General features: G+C 56.1%; 15 protein-coding genes. 9 read left to right on the top strand and 6 right to left on the bottom strand.

Annotated elements, in window-relative coordinates; translation table 11 throughout:
• Positions 1 to 497: 497 nt before the first annotated feature.
• The 4 genes from A3849_RS10885 to A3849_RS10870 all read right to left on the bottom strand — a co-directional run bounded on the left by A3849_RS10885 (position 498) and on the right by A3849_RS10870 (position 4,246).
• Complete coding sequence (locus A3849_RS10885) at positions 498 to 1,181, bottom strand: hypothetical protein (RefSeq protein WP_306010698.1); 684 nt, start codon at positions 1,179 to 1,181, stop codon at positions 498 to 500.
• 259 nt (positions 1,182 to 1,440) lie between these two features.
• Entirely contained in the window at positions 1,441 to 2,265 is an 825-nt protein-coding gene (locus A3849_RS10880; RefSeq protein ID WP_074111403.1) for a class I SAM-dependent methyltransferase, read from the bottom strand.
• Between the two features lie 428 nt (positions 2,266 to 2,693).
• The gene (locus A3849_RS10875; protein ID WP_074111434.1) at positions 2,694 to 3,533 is read right to left on the bottom strand and encodes a 1,4-dihydroxy-6-naphtoate synthase; all 840 of its coding nucleotides are present in this window, start codon (positions 3,531 to 3,533) and stop codon (positions 2,694 to 2,696) included.
• Between the two features lie 11 nt (positions 3,534 to 3,544).
• Positions 3,545 to 4,246, bottom strand: coding sequence for a futalosine hydrolase (locus tag A3849_RS10870; RefSeq protein WP_218619222.1), 702 nt, complete (start codon positions 4,244 to 4,246; stop codon positions 3,545 to 3,547).
• Between the two features lie 263 nt (positions 4,247 to 4,509).
• Here A3849_RS10870 and A3849_RS10865 point away from each other — a divergent pair, with 263 nt between their 5' ends.
• The 9 genes from A3849_RS10865 (at position 4,510) to A3849_RS10825 (ending at position 13,921) form a co-directional block, all read left to right on the top strand.
• Complete coding sequence (locus tag A3849_RS10865) at positions 4,510 to 4,980, top strand: MarR family winged helix-turn-helix transcriptional regulator (RefSeq protein WP_074103816.1); 471 nt, start codon at positions 4,510 to 4,512, stop codon at positions 4,978 to 4,980.
• A gap of 176 nt (positions 4,981 to 5,156) precedes the next feature.
• The gene (locus tag A3849_RS10860; protein ID WP_074087425.1) at positions 5,157 to 5,558 is read left to right on the top strand and encodes a DoxX family protein; all 402 of its coding nucleotides are present in this window, start codon (positions 5,157 to 5,159) and stop codon (positions 5,556 to 5,558) included.
• Between the two features lie 50 nt (positions 5,559 to 5,608).
• Positions 5,609 to 6,559 carry a ring-cleaving dioxygenase gene (locus tag A3849_RS10855; protein WP_074111402.1) on the top strand — a complete coding sequence of 317 codons (951 nt, stop codon included), beginning with the start codon at positions 5,609 to 5,611 and terminating at the stop codon, positions 6,557 to 6,559.
• Positions 6,556 to 7,176: an alpha/beta hydrolase gene (locus tag A3849_RS10850; protein WP_074111401.1), complete on the top strand. Its 621-nt coding sequence runs from the start codon at positions 6,556 to 6,558 to the stop codon at positions 7,174 to 7,176. The genes A3849_RS10855 and A3849_RS10850 overlap by 4 nt, the downstream gene beginning before the upstream one ends.
• A 144-nt stretch (positions 7,177 to 7,320) precedes the next feature.
• Positions 7,321 to 8,550 carry a multidrug effflux MFS transporter gene (locus A3849_RS10845; RefSeq protein WP_074111400.1) on the top strand — a complete coding sequence of 410 codons (1,230 nt, stop codon included), beginning with the start codon at positions 7,321 to 7,323 and terminating at the stop codon, positions 8,548 to 8,550.
• The gene (locus A3849_RS10840) at positions 8,547 to 9,458 is read left to right on the top strand and encodes a DMT family transporter (protein ID WP_074111399.1); all 912 of its coding nucleotides are present in this window, start codon (positions 8,547 to 8,549) and stop codon (positions 9,456 to 9,458) included. Before A3849_RS10845 ends, A3849_RS10840 begins: the two co-directional genes overlap by 4 nt.
• Before the next feature lie 130 nt (positions 9,459 to 9,588).
• On the top strand, positions 9,589 to 9,945 hold the full coding sequence (locus tag A3849_RS10835; protein ID WP_074111398.1) for a FlxA-like family protein: 357 nt from the start codon (positions 9,589 to 9,591) through the stop codon (positions 9,943 to 9,945).
• A gap of 259 nt (positions 9,946 to 10,204) precedes the next feature.
• On the top strand, positions 10,205 to 12,865 hold the full coding sequence (gene mprF / locus A3849_RS10830; RefSeq protein ID WP_074111397.1) for a bifunctional lysylphosphatidylglycerol flippase/synthetase MprF: 2,661 nt from the start codon (positions 10,205 to 10,207) through the stop codon (positions 12,863 to 12,865).
• Positions 12,866 to 13,057: 192 nt separating this feature from the next.
• On the top strand, positions 13,058 to 13,921 hold the full coding sequence (locus A3849_RS10825) for a nitroreductase family protein (RefSeq protein ID WP_074111396.1): 864 nt from the start codon (positions 13,058 to 13,060) through the stop codon (positions 13,919 to 13,921).
• Here A3849_RS10825 and A3849_RS10820 read toward each other — a convergent pair.
• Both A3849_RS10820 and A3849_RS10815 read right to left on the bottom strand, forming a co-directional pair.
• Positions 13,914 to 15,608 carry an ATP-binding cassette domain-containing protein gene (locus tag A3849_RS10820; RefSeq protein WP_074111395.1) on the bottom strand — a complete coding sequence of 565 codons (1,695 nt, stop codon included), beginning with the start codon at positions 15,606 to 15,608 and terminating at the stop codon, positions 13,914 to 13,916. The two genes, A3849_RS10825 and A3849_RS10820, sit on opposite strands and share 8 nt — an antisense overlap.
• Positions 15,605 to 16,417, bottom strand: coding sequence for an ATP-binding cassette domain-containing protein (locus tag A3849_RS10815; RefSeq protein ID WP_074111394.1), 813 nt, complete (start codon positions 16,415 to 16,417; stop codon positions 15,605 to 15,607). The genes A3849_RS10820 and A3849_RS10815 overlap by 4 nt, the downstream gene beginning before the upstream one ends.
• Between the last annotated feature and the right edge of the window lie 71 nt (positions 16,418 to 16,488).

Genomic DNA, 16,488 nt, shown 5'->3' with positions numbered 1-16,488 from the left:
ACCCCGTACCCCGTACCCATTGTAAACTCCGGCCCTTTCCCGGCTAGTTTTTTTAACTTCGCTCAGTAGATTCCTCGTTTTTAATTTAGTGGGAATTTCTCCACATAAATGCCCTGGGCCACCTCTTGAAGGGGAGGTAGTGGGAAAAAGTCCACTTAAAACAACCCGAAATCATGAATTTGAGAAAAATTATGAAATTTAAGTTTACTTTTTCCACCTAAACGTCCTGAAACTAACTAAATGTACAAATTAGTTTTCCTTTTTCCACCTAATTCTGAGATTGAATATTGGCTAAAGGACCAATGCGACTCGCTGCTGATCATTGATTGAACGTGACCGGCAGGTTGACAATTGGAGAGCATAAGTAACCGGATAAAGGAGCCCATCTGGTACATAGTTTGTAGGTTGCTCGAAACATAACCACTGCAGCCCGTACCCCCGTAAACTCGTGCCATCCGTTGGCTATAGTCCGCGGCTAATCAAATTATAAAATAAAACTAATGAAAGTACTCCAGAACCCCGTGTACCAGCTCGTAACGGACAATTCTTTGCTGCCCGACGTCCGCGGAGGGGAGCAGCCAGCCTTTATCGGTCAGACTACGAAGTATTCGAATTGCCGTTTTGTAGGTAATATCGAAATGCTCCTCCACATCCAAGGGACGGATGGGACGTGCCAGTTGAACAGCCAGCCGGATTACTTCCTGCTCCATCAGCTGGACGCGTGATATAGGCGCTTCAGACGGTTGGTATTTAGTTAGAACCATACGCAGCAAGGTCATGCAGAGTTCTGGACGTTGTTCCACATCATCATAGGCAAAAGAAATCACATGGTAGCCCATGGCGTATAGAAACGTTTCACGGTTGAGCTCGCTGCAGTATTTCTGCCTGTCCATATCACGCACATGTGACGCATAACCTTTGATTTCGATGAGCAGCTTCACATAGCCGGGCAGCCAGGCGAAATCGGCAAAATAGGATCTTCCTCGCCAGTCAGTCACCTCATATTCGGGATGAAGCCCTGTAAAGTTACCCCGAAGCGGCCACCAGACATTCCGCAGGAATAAGGTTTCCGCGTGCTGATGACCTCTCTCCAGCCGTCCCCGCCGTTCTCCCGCAGGTCTGTCCGCCAAATGTCCTTTGATAAATTGCAGATGTGCTTCTTCAAATATCAATAGATTCACTCTCCCTGGAAAATAGAAAACGCCCAGGCTTCCCCTTGGAGGGCAACCGGGACGTTCTTCGTCTCGCTTCAATAAGTATAGGCTAAGCACAAAGTATAGGTCAAACACGAAGTACAGGTTAAGCAGGAAATATAGATCAAACAAGCGGATATGGCTAAAACAAACACTGAAAACACTGAAAACACTGAAAACACTGAAAACACTGAAAACACTGAAAACACGCAAAAGCCGCAAACCCGCAAAAGCCGCAAAATACTGGCTACTTTACCCCAATCCTCATCCGGTAGCTGATCAGCACAGGCAGTGTCCGGCCTTGGAAATATTGCTCCACCTTTGCTGTGAAATCCGCTATATCCTGTGCCAGGGCGGCAGGAGCAAGCTTCAGCACGGTTTGGATACCGCCTTGACTGAGCGTAAGTCCGACATAACGCTGTGCATCGCAGTCCTCCATGTTATGAAACACCATTTCCCGCACATAAGAAAATGCACCGCTGGCTTTTATTCTGGCTAAATGGCCTTCTTTGTCCCATTTATGCGCCTGTTCGGCTGCGGGTTGTAGCTCGGCCAGCAGATCATCTGCCGCTGCGATCAGCTGATTGTAGCGAACTTCAATATCCGGCTGCAGGGCAAGCGGCCAATCACAATCATAAGCGGCGAATACGCCGCCCGGACATAGACAGCGGGAGATTTCCTGCAGCGTGCTGGCCGGGTCCATCCAGTGGAACGACTGCGAGCAGGTGATAATGTCTACGCTGCAGGGTGGAAAAGGAAGCTGGTTCGAGAAGCCTTGGACAAACGACAGGGCTTCTGACCCGCTGCCGAGAAGATGCAGCTTCTCCAGCGCTTTGCCAAGCATATCGGGGTTAGGCTCCACTCCGGTTACGGCATCCGCGGCATCCTTCCATAGAAAGGTGGACAGCCCGGTTCCGCAGCCTACATCGGCTACCCGTGAAGGCCTGCGGCCCAGGTAATTGGTCAGCAGTCCGGTCACGATGGGCGGAGCTTCGGGCCGGTAGCGGTCGTAGTCGTCCTGATACCCCAGGAACCGTTCAATATTAGGCTTGCTGTTGCCGGTAGGGATCATATAATCAAAAACCTCCTCGCAAGTGCTGGTCAATACTTCTATTGTAAGTAGTCTAAGACGCCATGCCAAACAGCAGTGAGAGAAATGAAGCTGATTTCCCGACGTGAATGCCGGACAATTGTTAGAGTACAGCGAACGTGTGCGAGTGAGTGTGCGTGTGCGTGTAAGTGTCAGTGTCAGTGTCAGTGTCAGTGTCAGTGTAAGGGTAAGTGTAAGTGTAAGTGTAAGTGTAAGTATACGGGTGCTAGATTGTCAGCATAAAAATCGTTTGTAACCGGCAGCTCCCCAAGCCTCGGCTTGCAGTATAGGATTAGTAGTCATACAGCCGGCAGAGGGTAAAGGGAATCTTGAGCCGTCAGGTTATAAAATAAGCCGGCTCCGTAGCGTTGACACGCGGTCCGGGAGCCGGCAGGGATGTTGTCCGTATGCTACCGCAGCAGCGAGGGGTCAACCGCCGGAACTAAACCCTCGGCGGCAGCGCGGTTTAGCAGCGCTGAAATTGCGGCGTAGCCGTCGTCTCCGAGGTTCATCGTGAATTCGTTGACATAAAGATCAATGTGCGACTTGGCGACCTCCGGTGAGAGCTCCTGGGCATGGTCCAGCACATACTCTCTGGAATCGGTGGGGTGATCCCACGCATACTGCAGTGAGCTGCGGATCCAGCCGGTAATGGCCTCGTGGTCCAGGTCGCGGCGGGCGATAATTGCACCAAGCGGTATGGGAAGCCCGGTATCGCTCTCCCACCAGCTGCCCAGATCGGTCAGCAGGTTCAGGCCATAGGACGGATATGTGAAGCGGGCTTCATGAATCACGAGCCCTGCATCGATCTGTCCGTCACGTACCGCAGGCATGATCTCGTCGAAGGGCAGGACTACGATCTCGGCAGGGCCGCCCGGCACCTGCTGTGCCGCCCATAGCCGGAACAGCAGATAGGCGGTCGAGCGCTCACTGGGAACGGCGATACGGCGTCCCGACAGCTCACGCGTATGCTTGATAGCGCCAGCGCCCTTGCGGGTCAGAACCAGCGGGCCGCAGCCCCGGCCAAGAGCGCCGCCGCAGGGCAGCAGCTTGTACTTCTCCAGCACCCAGGGGAGCGCAGCGTAGGAGATTTTGAGCACCTCCGGTCCGGTGCCATCCGCAGCCAATCCGTTGGTGATATCGATATCGGCAAACGTTACATTCAGCTTGGGCGCATCCGGAACTAAGCCATGAGCCCAGGCATGAAATACGAAAGTATCATTAGGACAAGGGGAAAAAGCTATATTCAGCTCTGTTGACATTACAGCACCTCCAGTAGTATAGCGGCTGCTGCCGCGAGCGCATCGAGCGCTTCAGGGATCTTCCACGCGGCCCGGTCACGCGGGCCGACCGGGTTCGAGACCGCGCGCAGCTCCAGCGCCGCGATCCCGAAGTGCTGGGCGGCCACGGCAACCCCGTGGCCTTCCATCGCTTCCGCCGCCGCCTCCGGATGGCGCGCGGCCAGAGCGGCGGCCGTCCCGGCGGTGCCGGTCGCCGTCGACACGGTAAGCACGATTCCCGTGCTTACCGCAAGTCCGGCCGCTGCCAGCGCGGCCGCAAGAGTCTGCACCGTGCCGATGTCGGCCGGCACGGACACGCTGCCGAAGCCAAGCTCGGCAGCGCTGCGGAAGCCCTCCGGCGTCTCAGCGCCGAGGGCCGCGTCAAGCATCTCGCTGGCGACGACCAGCGAGCCTACGGGCGCACGGCCCGGGAAGCCGCCGCCGATCCCGGCGCTGATGACGCAGCCGTAGCTTCCGGCTGCCAGAGCAGCGGCAGTGCCTGCCGCTGCGGCGGCGGTGCCGGCGCCCGCCGCGATGACATGGAACCTGCTGCTGCCCTTCAGGCCGCGCAGGACCGCATCCCGCTCTGCCGCGACCGCAGTCACGATCAGGATGTGCGGAGCGTCAGGTAGAAGCCCTGCTTCACCGTGCGGGCCTGGAGCTTGTCTATCGAATGCTTCCATCCTCCAGCCTCCTTCTATAATAAGTCACTTTACTATAAGCATAAGTTCAGCGGATCAATAGCAGCTGATCTCCGAGGCAATAACCAAGGCTTCAGCCGGCTTTTCCAAGGAAAAGGATACGCCGTTTTTAGAGGCAGGTCAAACCGCGGTGATTTATTTTTGGCAGAAGGTGTTGACAAGTGATCTGGAATGGATTATATTTATCTTAACTTAAAGATGTTTAATTTAAAGATGAAAGAAAAAGCGATGGGAGGTGAACAAGGATGAGTGATTCCAAGGAGACATTAAGCATAGCAGCTGATAGAGAAGCTGCAGATCAGGCAGCATCGCTGAAACTGTTCGTTGTCCTGTCTAAGGCGTATAAGAGCCTGATGGATCAGGCGGTGAAGGATATGAAGAGCCACGGGCTCGCTTCGGCGGAGTTTATGGTGTTGGAGGTGCTGTATCACAGAACCCGGATTCCATTGCAGCAGATCGGCGAGAAGATCCTTGTCACCAGCGGCAGTATTACTTATAACATCGATAAGCTGGAGAAGAGGGGATTGCTGAAGCGTGTTCCCTGCAGCGACGACCGGCGCGTAACTTACGCAGAGATTACGGATGCGGGACGCGAATTGTTCGATGATATTTTCCCCCGTCATGTCCATTCCATTCACAGTATGATGGGTGGTCTGAATGGAGAAGAGAAGGATCAGGCCATCGGGCTGCTGAAGAAACTTGGCAAAGGCGTATAGACATAACGCATCTGATACAGGTGCAGCAGCAGATACGCCTTGCCAGGGAATAGCGGAGAACAGCCTCATTGTATAAGAAAGCAGAGTTCGTCAGGAACAACAGCAAGACCAAAATTTTTTTACCTAATATCTTAACGTTAAGATAATTAAAACAAAGAGAATGGAGCGTGTTTAAAATGGTTAGTGTAGGTTTATTGTTGATGAGATTGGTTATCGGGATTGCGTTTATCGGGCATGGTTCACAGAAGCTGTTCGGCTGGTTCGGCGGCTATGGTCCAAAAGGGACCGGTGGCTGGATGGAGTCGATTGGGATTAAGCCTGGGGTGCTGATGGCGGTGCTGGCCGGACTGATGGAGCTTGTCGGAGGCCTGCTGTTCGCAGCCGGGCTGCTGACACCGCTCGCTGCCGTACTGATTGCCGCAGCTATGCTGGGCGCCATTGTTAAGGTGCATGCTCCGAATGGCTTTTGGTCCACAGCGAATGGCATCGAGTTCCCTCTGACGCTGCTGGTGGTTGCGGTGGGTGTTGCACTGGCCGGACCGGGATCGATCTCGCTGGACGCGCTGTTCTTTAACTGATTTTTGCTGAAACATCATTCTCACCCATAACATTTCAGGAGGTAATTATAATGACTATGCAAACTCAAGGTATTCACCATATTACTGCTTTTGTTGGAGACGTACAGCGCAATGCTGATTTCTATGCCGGAATTCTCGGACTGCGCCTTGTGAAAAAAACCATCAATTTCGATGCTCCCGAGGTGTATCACCTCTATTTCGGAAATGAACAGGGTGCGCCTGGCACAATCATTACGTTCTTCCCCTGGTCTGAGGGCCGCAAAGGCCGCATCGGCGGCGGTCAGGTGGGTGTAACCACTTATGCAGTGCCGGTAGGCTCCATGGAATTCTGGAAGCAGCGCCTGGCTGCCTATCAGATCCCGGTGACCGAAGTGAGCCGGATTGGCGAGTCTTACCTCTCGTTTGCTGATTTCGACGGATTGCGGATTGAACTTGTTGAACGTGAAGAAGGGGCGCCAAGCACCTGGTCCTTTGGCGGTGTGACACCTGAGCATGCCATCAAAGGGTTCGGCGGAGCTGTTCTCTACAGTACAGATCCGGAAAAAACAGCAGATACCCTGTCCCGTACACTCGGCCTCGAGCGCATCGCTGAAGGTGACGGATACATCCGCTACCAATCGACCGGCGATCTGGGCAACATCATTGATTTGAAGGCAGCGCCGGTTCCGCACGGAGCAGGAGGCACGGGAACGGTCCATCACATCGCATGGCGGGCCAAAGATGATGCCGAGCATCTGGAATGGGGCCGTCATGTGCAGAGCCATGGCTATCAGCCGACGCCGGTGCAGGACCGCCAGTACTTCAACGCTATTTACTTCCGTGAGGAAGGCGGAATTCTTTTCGAGATCGCAACCGATCCTCCAGGCTTTGCCCGTGATGAAGCACCGGATGCGCTGGGACAGAAGCTGATGCTTCCCGCCTGGTTCGAGCCGCACCGTGCGGTGATCGAAGAGAACCTGACGCCTTTTGAAATCCGCGAAATCGGGGTGAAGCAGGGATGATTCATATCTTCCGCAAAGGTACCGATGATCGCTTGCCGACATTAGTCTTGTTCCATGGTACAGGCGGCAATGAACAGGATCTGCTGCCGCTGGCTGAACTGCTGGCCCCCGGTGCTTCGGTACTGGGTATCCGGGGGAATGTGCTGGAGAATGGCATGCCGCGTTATTTCCGGCGGCTGGCTGAAGGCATCTTCGATGAGGAGGACCTGATCTTCCGCACCCATGAGGTTAAGCAGTTTTTGGATGAGGCAGCGGCTAAGTACGGTTTTGATTCCGGTAATCTGGTGGTGGTAGGTTACTCCAACGGTGCAAATATCGCCGGCAGCCTGCTGTTCCACTACGGAAGTATCTTCCGCTCCGCTGTGCTGCTGCATCCGATGGTGCCGCTGCGCGGGGTGAACCTGCCATCCTTGAAGGATGTTGCGGTGTTCATCGGAGCAGGCACAAATGATCCGATCATCCGCACGGAGGAAACCGGAGAACTCGAATCTCTGCTGCGGGGAGCAGGTGCAGAGGTAACCATGCATTGGGGTAATCAGGGTCACCGCCTCAGCTCAGCCGAAGCTGAAAGTGCCCGTGATTGGCTGAAACAGCAAAGTAATTTCCGCCAAGTCTGACCCTATAACCGCCTGCAGGGCTGCTGCCAAGTGACTGTATTAGCCACTTGAAAGCCCCTGCGGGCGGTTTTTTGCATTGAATAATCCATCCGGGATGGGTAGTATGAAGGTTACATTGCTACGGAAAGGTTGACGTTATTGCTTATGATTACAAAATTCGATAGTAGGGTGCTGGAAGCGGATGGGCCGACACGGAAGCAGCGGCTGCAGATCGCTGTCATTCTGGGGGCTATCTCCGCGATTGGCCCGTTGTCCATTGACATGTATTTGCCCGCGCTTCCGGCGCTGGGGGCACATTTTGGCGCCGGAGCTGCGCTGGTGCAGCTCAGCCTGACCTTTTTCTTGCTGGGACTGGCCTCGGGTCAGCTGGTAGCCGGACCTTTGAGCGACGTATATGGCCGGCGCACCCCACTGCTCATTGGCATGGTGGTGTATGCAGTCTCCTCCTTGCTGTGTGCGTTCAGCCCTTCCATCGGGCTGCTGGTGATGCTGCGGTTTATCCAGGGGTTAGCCGGGTCGGTAGGAGTCGTGATCTCGCGCGCGGCGGTGCGTGACCTGTATAGCGGCTCCGAGTTAACCAAATTCTTTTCCCTGCTGATGATTGTCAATGGACTGGGTCCGATCCTGGCCCCGGTCATCGGAGGCCAGCTGCTCAGAGTGACCACATGGCAGGGGGTGTTCGTGGTGCTGTTTGCCGCCGGTCTGATCTTTTTTGCCACGATTCTGCTGCGGCTTCCAGAAACCTTGCCCAAAGAGCGGCGTTCCAGGAGCGGGCTTCGCGGTACGCTGCGTACGTTCGCTGTCCTGCTTGGCAATGGAAGATTTATGGGATATGCCCTCTCTCAGGGTTTTGTCTCTGCCGCCATGTTTGCGTATATATCCGGTTCATCCTTTGTTCTGCAGAATATCTTTGGGGTATCCCCACAAATGTACAGCCTGATTTTTGCCGTCAATGGACTGGGCATTATCCTTTCGGGCCAGGTCGCCGGCAGACTGGCCGGACGATTCGGCGAACAGAGATTTCTGGTGGGCGGCCTGCTGCTCTGCACGCTAGGCGGTGTACTGCTGCTGCTGACCGTTCTGTCCGGAGGCGGTCTCGTGCCCATCCTGATCTGCTTGTTCGCCGTGGTTTCCAGTGTGGGCATGGTCGGAACAACCAGCTTCTCCCTGGCCATGCAGGATCAGGGCGAGACAGCAGGCAGCGCTTCAGCACTTCTAGGACTGCTGCCCCTGCTGCTTGGCAGCTGTGTAGCTCCCCTTGTCGGACTTGGCGGCAGTGAAACCGCCTTGCCGATGGCAATGGTCATCGCAGGGGCCGGCTTGTGCTCCATACTGTCCTATCTCTTGCTCTGCAAGCCGGGAGGTGCCCGGTGAGCCGCAAGGATTTTGGCACTCTGCTGCTGCTGGCTTTTGCCTGGGGCGCTTCCTTTTTGTTCATGAGAATCGCTTCGCCTGAGCTGGGACCGGTATTTACGACAGAGCTCCGTGTCACGCTGGCTGCTGCCGTCCTGCTGCTGTATGCGGCATTGAAGCGTCAGAAATTGGGTATCTGGCGGCACGCCAAGCAGTTCCTGTTGCTTGGGGCGGTCAATGCCGCCCTTCCCTTTACGCTGATCTGCCTGGCGGAGCTGCATCTGAGCGCCTCTCTGGCAGCCATCCTTAATGCCACAACTCCAATATTCACAGCGCTTGCCGCCTGGGGAATCCAGCAGGAGAAGCCGGGACTCACCAAGTCGGCAGGCCTTGTGATCGGGTTGCTTGGAGTGGGAGTTCTGGTCGGCTGGAGTCCTGTTCCTATGGAGGGCAAGATTCTGTTATCCGTCTTCTTTTCTCTGGGGGCTGCCCTCTCCTATGGGTTCGGCGGGTTATATGCCTCCCGGGTAGGCCGCGGTCTTGAGCCCCTGACGCTTGCCGCCGGACAGCAGCTTGGAGCAGCAGTGGTGCTGTTGCCGCTGGCTATTGTTTTTGCACCCCGTCATCTGCCGTCAGCCCCGGCTGTCTATTCGGTTCTCGGGCTGTCTATCTTCTGTACCTCCATAGCCTATCTGTTATATTTCCGACTGATCCGCAATGTTGGCGCCGTGAAGACTGTCAGCGTAACTTTTCTGGTCCCTGTATTCGGTCTGGTCTGGGGTGTGATTTTTCTGCATGAACAGGTTTATGCCAATACCATCGCCGGGCTCGTGATTATTCTGATGAGTGTTACTCTTGTGAACCGGAGAAAAAAAGGTGCTGGGCCCGGCAACCCGGGTGAAGTATCGGCCCGTCAGGGGAAAATATAGTCTTCGGCTTACATGCATGGAACATTGCATCTCCTGGTAAGCCGGATGCCTTTCAGCAAACTTTCAGCGCATTTTAACGTTCCTCCCGGATAAACCGCCTATACTTGGTGAAGTGAAGGGAGGGACAAGCATGAATATTTCATCTGTATCATCGGCATCTTCCACCGCTTACACTTCCTCCAGCGCATCTGATACCGCTGCATTGGAGAAGCAAAAAGCCAAGCTGGAAGCCGATTTGGAAAAGGTGAATTCCAGCAAAGACGATGAGAAGACCAAGGAGACGAAGACCAAGCAGCTGGAGCAGCAGATCAAACAGATCGAGGCCCAAATTACCCAGAAGTCCCAGAGCGGAAGTTCCGCTTCGGCAAGCGGCAATGCGGCTCCGCCGGAGAAACCGGCAGGCGGCAAAACGCTTGTGCCTGCAAGCGCGCAGGATATTGCGACAGCCACTACAGACAGCGAAGGAAGATTTGACATCCGGGTGTAGTTCCGTCAAGGCGAGTAAGCAACTGAATCGTAAGCAGCACCTGAAAAGAGGACAACCTTTGTCGTGAGAGGGTCCTCTTTTTTTGGCGCGCCATGGATTTTTTTAACGCTGTAGTGCAGGGTATTGGGGCTTGCGGGTAGTCTAACCTTTGAATCACTCCAAAATGAGCCTTTCATCCATAGTCTTGGTATAATGGAGAAATGAAAAAGGGCAAGAGGCTTATTAAGCCCATCATCCGGCAGTAAAGGCAGGAGAAGACATGCACTCCAAGATCCAGACACTCGAACGTTTCAAAATCGTAAGGCTGATTGTAGCGGTCTACCGGCTCAGGGCGGTGAGAGCGCTTATACCGATTGCAATCATAGCTCTTGTATATCTGGAGGGACAGCATGAGCTGAAGCAGGTGCATCTGGGACTGATCCTCCATGAACTAAAACGTGTGCCCGCAGAGGCCATTGCCCAGATGATGGGGGTGGCACTGCTCGCTGTTGCGGTCATGAGCGGCTATGATTATTTGATCCGGCGCCATTTCCGGTTGAATATCGGGGGCTGGAGCACTTTCCGTTACTCGTGGATTGCGAATACCTTCAATAATCTGATCGGGTTTGCGGGTCTGGCAGGGGTCGGCTTACGGACGCTTCTCTACAAAAAAAGCGGTGTACCTGCCGCCGTTCTTACGCCCGCTATCGTGTTTCTCTCACCGCTGATGATCACGGGGCTGTCGCTGCTCTCCTGGGGCAATATCATTGGCCTGCTTCCGGCTGCCGCGCTGCTGCACAAGCATCACTGGCTGGTGTTCGCGGTCTGGGGCATGGCGCTGTATTTGCCGTTTTTCATTATTGTTCAGCGTTCGTCGTTGTTCGCCAGATGGATTAACCGGGATCAGGGCCGGACGCCCTGGCTGACCGTAGGTGCTTCCGTCGGCGCTTCCTTTCTGGAGTGGCTGTTCGCAGGAATCACGTTCTGGACGATCGGAAGCCACCTGCTCGGCAGCGTAGATTTCGTGACCGTCTTTAGTATTTATGTAATTGCCGCGATTGCCGGCATACTCAGCATGGCTCCCGGAGGTATCGGCGCTTTCGATCTGATTGCCTTGCTCGGGCTTACGCAGCTGGGATACCGGAGTGATCAGGCGATGGCCGTACTGGTCATTTACAGACTGTTTTATTATCTGATTCCCTGGCTGATTGGCCTGGGACTGGCCGCACTGGAAATTGGACTTCAGAGTAAAAAGGACCCCGACCGTAGTACAGCGGGTATTGAGCCTTCGCTTAACCGCTGGCAGAAAATCTGGGGCTGGCCGGGTCAATATACGTTCCTGAGCGATCTTGGCGTCTGGGCGCTTGGCAAGCTGGTGCTTGTCAGCGGACTTATTCTGCTGCTGTCAGCGGCCACGCCCGAGCTCCTGTACCGGCTGAAGCTTACGGAGGATCTGCTCTCGCTGCCGGTGATGCGCATATCGCATCATCTCTCCGTGCTGATCGGATTCATGCTCATTCTGCTGTCACGCGGAATTTCGCTGCGGATCCGCAGAGCCTATGTCTGGACCAGTGTGCTGCTGTTCGTGGGAGCTGTATTTACTTTTACGAAGGGCTTTGATTATGAGGAGGCTCTGTTCCTGCTGCTGGTAGCGCTCATCCTGTGGATCTCACGGGCGCGATTCTACCGGGTCAGTGTGCCGGTAAGCCGGCAGAATACCCTGTGGTGGCTGGCGCTGACGACTTTCATAGCACTGCTCTACTACTGGCTGGGCAGCTATGCGCATCGGGGCTTCCTGAAGCATCTCCCCCGGGGTGTCGATCCCGAGTGGCTGCAGCGTCATAGTAACGTGGCGGTTACCGCTGTAGGCGGGCTGGTGCTCTCCTGGGTTCTGCTTACGATGCTGTTTACCCTTCGGCCTAACCACAAAGTGGATGAGCTGTTCGCGGATAAGGACATGGACAGATTAAGCCGGTTCCTAGAGGCCAATCCCGGGAATCCCTTAACCCATATGCTGTTCCTGGGTGATAAGAGCTTTTACTGGGCCCAAGACGGCAAGGTGCTGCTTGCTTTTTCCCGGGCGCGGGACAAACTGGTTGTATTGGGTGATCCGCTGGGCCCGCTGGACCTGATCAATGACGGAATTAGTGAATTTCGGCAGGCTGCGGATTTATATGGGCTTGCTGTGGTGTTCTATCAGGCCACTCCGGCCTTTCTGCCGGTCTATCATGAGCAGGGCTACCGTTTTTTCAAGCTGGGGGAAGAGGCGATGGTGCCGCTGGCCAGCTTCACACTGAGTGGCAAAAGGAATTCCGACCTGCGGAGTGTAAGAAGCCGCTTTGAGCGGGAGGGATATACTTTCGAGGTGGCGGATTCGCCTCATTCCGAGGCGTTGCTGGACGAGCTGCGCCGGATCTCTGAGGAATGGCTGAACGGCCGTAAGGAAAAAGGCTACTCTCTCGGCTGGTTCAAGCCGTCGTACCTCCAGCTGGCGCCCATTGCACTGCTGAGGACCAAGGAGGGTGCTGTGCTGGCTTTTGCCTCCATTGCACCGGGATATGACGGGGGGACTACCGTTTCAATCGATCTCATGCGTCACCTGAAGAAAACGCCAAATGGCACAATGGACTATTTGTTCGTCCGTCTGTTGGAGTGGGCCCAAGAACAGGGCAGCAGCAGATTTAATCTGGGCAATGCTCCGCTGTCCAGTGTCGGGCACAACTCAGGAGCGCTGCGGGAAGAAAAACTGGCCCATCTGATTTATATACGGGGTGGACACTGGTACGGTTTTTCCGGGCTGCGCCGCTATAAGGAGAAGTTCAATCCGGAGTGGGAACCCAGATATCTGGCCTATCCGGCCGCGCTTACGCTGTCAATCCTGACACTTGATCTGGTAAGGCTTGTCTCGCGTTACACGGAAGAGGGCAAGGACCGGAAATAAACTTCACCAGATGTGCTATAGGTCCTGGACGATTAGGCGGAAATCGGCAATACTGATTCTGCCGGATTCATGAGTACGAACAATCAACATAGATATACATCACTAGAGATGGCTCCTGCGCGATGCAGGCGCCATCTTTTTTTAAGAAACAAAAGATTCAGGTCTGTTTGATATGAAAAGGAGGATACAGTTATGGGAACCGCCATCATGGAGATTATGGACAAACGCAAATCGGTCCGCACTTATGAGCAGACACCGATCCGGGAAGAGGCCCGCGCAGCGGTGATGGAATATCTGGCACAGGAGGAGAATCTGCGCGGACCTTTGGGCGGAAAGGCTTCTGTGGAATGGATCACAGTCAAAGGAGGCGTGGCGGAGGCAACAGGCGTTAAGCTTGGAGCTTACGGGGTCATTAAGAACCCGCAAGCGTATCTGGTGGGTGTGGTGCAGAACGGGGAGACGGCGCTGCTGGAGTTCGGCTATATCTTTCATAAGCTGATTCTTCATGCCACCGGCCTGGGCCTTGGAACCTGCTGGATGGGGGGCACCTTTAACCGTAAGTCCTTTTCCCGAGAAATTGAGCTTGCGCCGGGAGAACTTATCCCGTGTATCTCTCCGCTGGGCTATGCAAGCGAGAAGCAGCGTCTGCTGGAATCGACGATGCGATATATCGCCAAATCGAATCAAAGGAAGCCCTGGAATGAGCTGTTCCAGGATGGCGGATTCGGCCGCGAGCTGACCCGCGAGGCTGCAGGCAGCCTGGCCGCACCGCTGGAGATGGTCCGGCTGGGCCCGTCGGCTTCCAACAAGCAGCCTTGGAGGGTCGTGCTGTCCGAAGACAGGAAGCAGGTGCATTTCTATTACCTGCCTACGCCAAATTACAGCGGCAACAAGCTGGGGTTCGAAATGCAGCGGATCGATATCGGGATTGCGGCCTGCAGCTTCGAGCTCGCCTGCCGGGAGCTGGACATCCCGGGCGTCTGGACCCGGCAAAACCCCCTGTTACATACTCCGGACCCGCACATGGAATACATGCTGAGTTATATTCTTAGCTGAACCGCGAGACCGTCCACAGCAAAGCGGCTGCCAGCAGGATACAGAGCATGACGAGTGTATCACGGTTCTGCCAGGACAGCCGGTAGGCAGGCGTCCGCTCCTTGGCGGGGTCATAGCCCCGGGATTCAACTGCAGTAGCCAGCTCATCGCCCATCCCGATGACCAGAATAAGCAAGGGGACAATCAGCAGGGCAACCTGCCGCGGCGTATAGCGGGCCAGTCCGCGGGCTTTTCGGCCCCGCGAGTTCAGCGCCAGCTGCAGCTGGGCCAGCTTATCGAGAATCCAGGGCACAAACTGGAGCGTGACGGACACCGCCAGCGACCAGTTGCGGGTACGGATGCCCAGCTTTTGGAGCGGGGCAATCCCCCATTCCAGCGCTTCACGCAAGGGGGCGCCGGTGGTAGTCTCCGTGAACAGGAAACCGAGTGCAACCAGCAGCAGAAAGCGGAGCACGTTCAGTCCGCCCCGTTCCATACCGGCAAGGCTTAGGCCAACAGGCCCCAGCTTATAATCCGGAGAACTCCAGGTGAGCGCGGACAGCAGCCAGAGGAACAGGAACATCAGCAGGAACGGACGGAAGAAGCGGATCGTCCTCTGCCAGGGAATGCGGGCAGAGAGCATGAGTCCAGTAATCAGCCCTGAGGCCAGCAGCAGCGGCAGCAGGGCTTGCATCCCCAGAACGGCCAGCGTGCCCAGCACCATCCCCAGCCATTTGACGCGGGGGTCCAGCCTCTGCCACGGCTTCCGTGCAGAGGCTGTTTGTATATCCGTGGCAGCGGAAGACCGGCCCGCCGTATTTCCTTTGGCGGGCAGCAATTCCTCCCCGCCGCTCCGGCTCCGGCGGGGGGGCTGCAGCGAAGCCGGAGGGGCTTCCTCCGGCGGTGCGGGAAGCGGCAGCTCTGCAAGCGCTGCGAGCAGGCTGTCGAGGCCGTCCGGCAGCTCGGCCAGCAGGCCGCGCTGCCGGAGTCTGTGCCCGAGCCGCGAATAGGCGGGGGGCTCCAGCCCTGCGCCGGTCAGCACGAGCGGATCGGCAGACAGGGTAGAAGCCGGCCCGCTATAATGGACGGCGCCCTGGGACATTACAATCGCCTCATCTGCGATGGGCAGGAAGCTGTCAAGGTCATGAGTGCCGATGACCAGGGTTAAGCCGCTGCGGCGAAGCCCGTGCAGCATCTCCAGCAGGGACCCGGCCGCCTGCGGGTCCAGACCGGCTGTGGGCTCGTCAAGGACGAGCAGCCCGGGGAGGGAAGCGATAGCGGCGGCGATGCAGAGCCGCCGTTTCTCGCCCCCGCTCAGCAGGAAGGGCGAGCGCCCGCCGAATTCATCGTAGGGCAGTCCGACTCTGGCAAGTGCGCTGCGGATCAGCTCCAGCCGCTGCGGCCCCGGCACTCCGCGCTGAGCGAGGCCGTATTCCAGCTCCTGGTGCACGCTGCCTGCGAACAGCTGCGTCTCCGGCTGCTGGAATACCATGGAGACATTCCCGGCAGCAGCCTGGCCGCCGTCCAGGAGAACTGTGCCGGAAGCCGGCTCTGCAAGGCCCGACAAGAGGCGCAGCAGTGTAGACTTTCCGCTGCCCGTGACCCCGCATAGAACAGTCAGCGTGCCTTCGCGTATGTCCAGATTAATATCTGTGAGGACAGGGAGTCTGTCGTAGCTGAAGGATACGTGGTTCGCCTGAATCCTCACAGAACCGCCTCCAAATCCCGCTCGGTCAAGGGCAGGCTGTGCAGAGGCCAGCCCTTGGCCTGTAGCAGCTGTCCGATACGGACGGCCGGCGCGGAGGGCCAGCCGAGAGCATCCGGCAGCCCGCTTGAATAGAAAAGCGTCCGCGTGTCTCCGTCATACAGCATTTTGCCTTGACTCATGACGGCAACACGCGGGCTTTCGGCAAGCTCCTCCATCCGCTGGGTCACCCAGAGTACCGTCGTCCCCTGTTCCCACAGCTTGCGGGCCAGCTCCAGGATGTCCCGCCGTCCGGCCGGATCGAGCATGGAGGTTACTTCATCAAAAATGATCATTTCCGTCTCCAGTGCGAGGCAGCAGGCGACTGCCAGGCGTTGCCGTTCACCACCTGAGAGGGTGGAGACATCGGCCTCTGCTTTATGAGCCAGCCCGACCTGGTGAAGAACCTTCTCGATCTGTGCGAGCATCAACTCCTGGCTTAAGCCGCGGTTTTCCAGTCCAAAAGCAATGTCCTCAAACGGTGTGGAGCCGATCGTCTGTGCTTCGGGATTCTGAAATACCAGCTGGATATGCTGCTTGACAGCTGTGCGGTTGCCCGGTGAACGCAGATCCAGACCGGCGGCAGACAGACTGCCCCCGGTTGGAATCTTCAGACCGTTAAATGTGCGGATGAGCGAGCTTTTGCCACAGCCGTTGGCTCCGGTTAGGGCCACCCATTCACCCCGCTTGATATGTATGGAAATCCCCTGCAATACCGGCAGCCTGCGCTGGCCGTCCCGGTAAGACAAGGTCAATTGCTCCGCTCTGATCATGGTCGTGCCTGCTTCCTTAACTGCTGTAGTCGATAATTGCTACCCATTATAGCAAATATTTTAAGATTGAT

The organism is Paenibacillus sp. P46E, from assembly GCF_001909095.1.
GTDB lineage: Bacteria > Bacillota > Bacilli > Paenibacillales > Paenibacillaceae > Paenibacillus_AQ > Paenibacillus_AQ helianthi.
The sequence above is the reverse complement of the archived record's forward strand: the minus strand, read 5'-3'. Positions and strand labels throughout refer to the sequence as shown.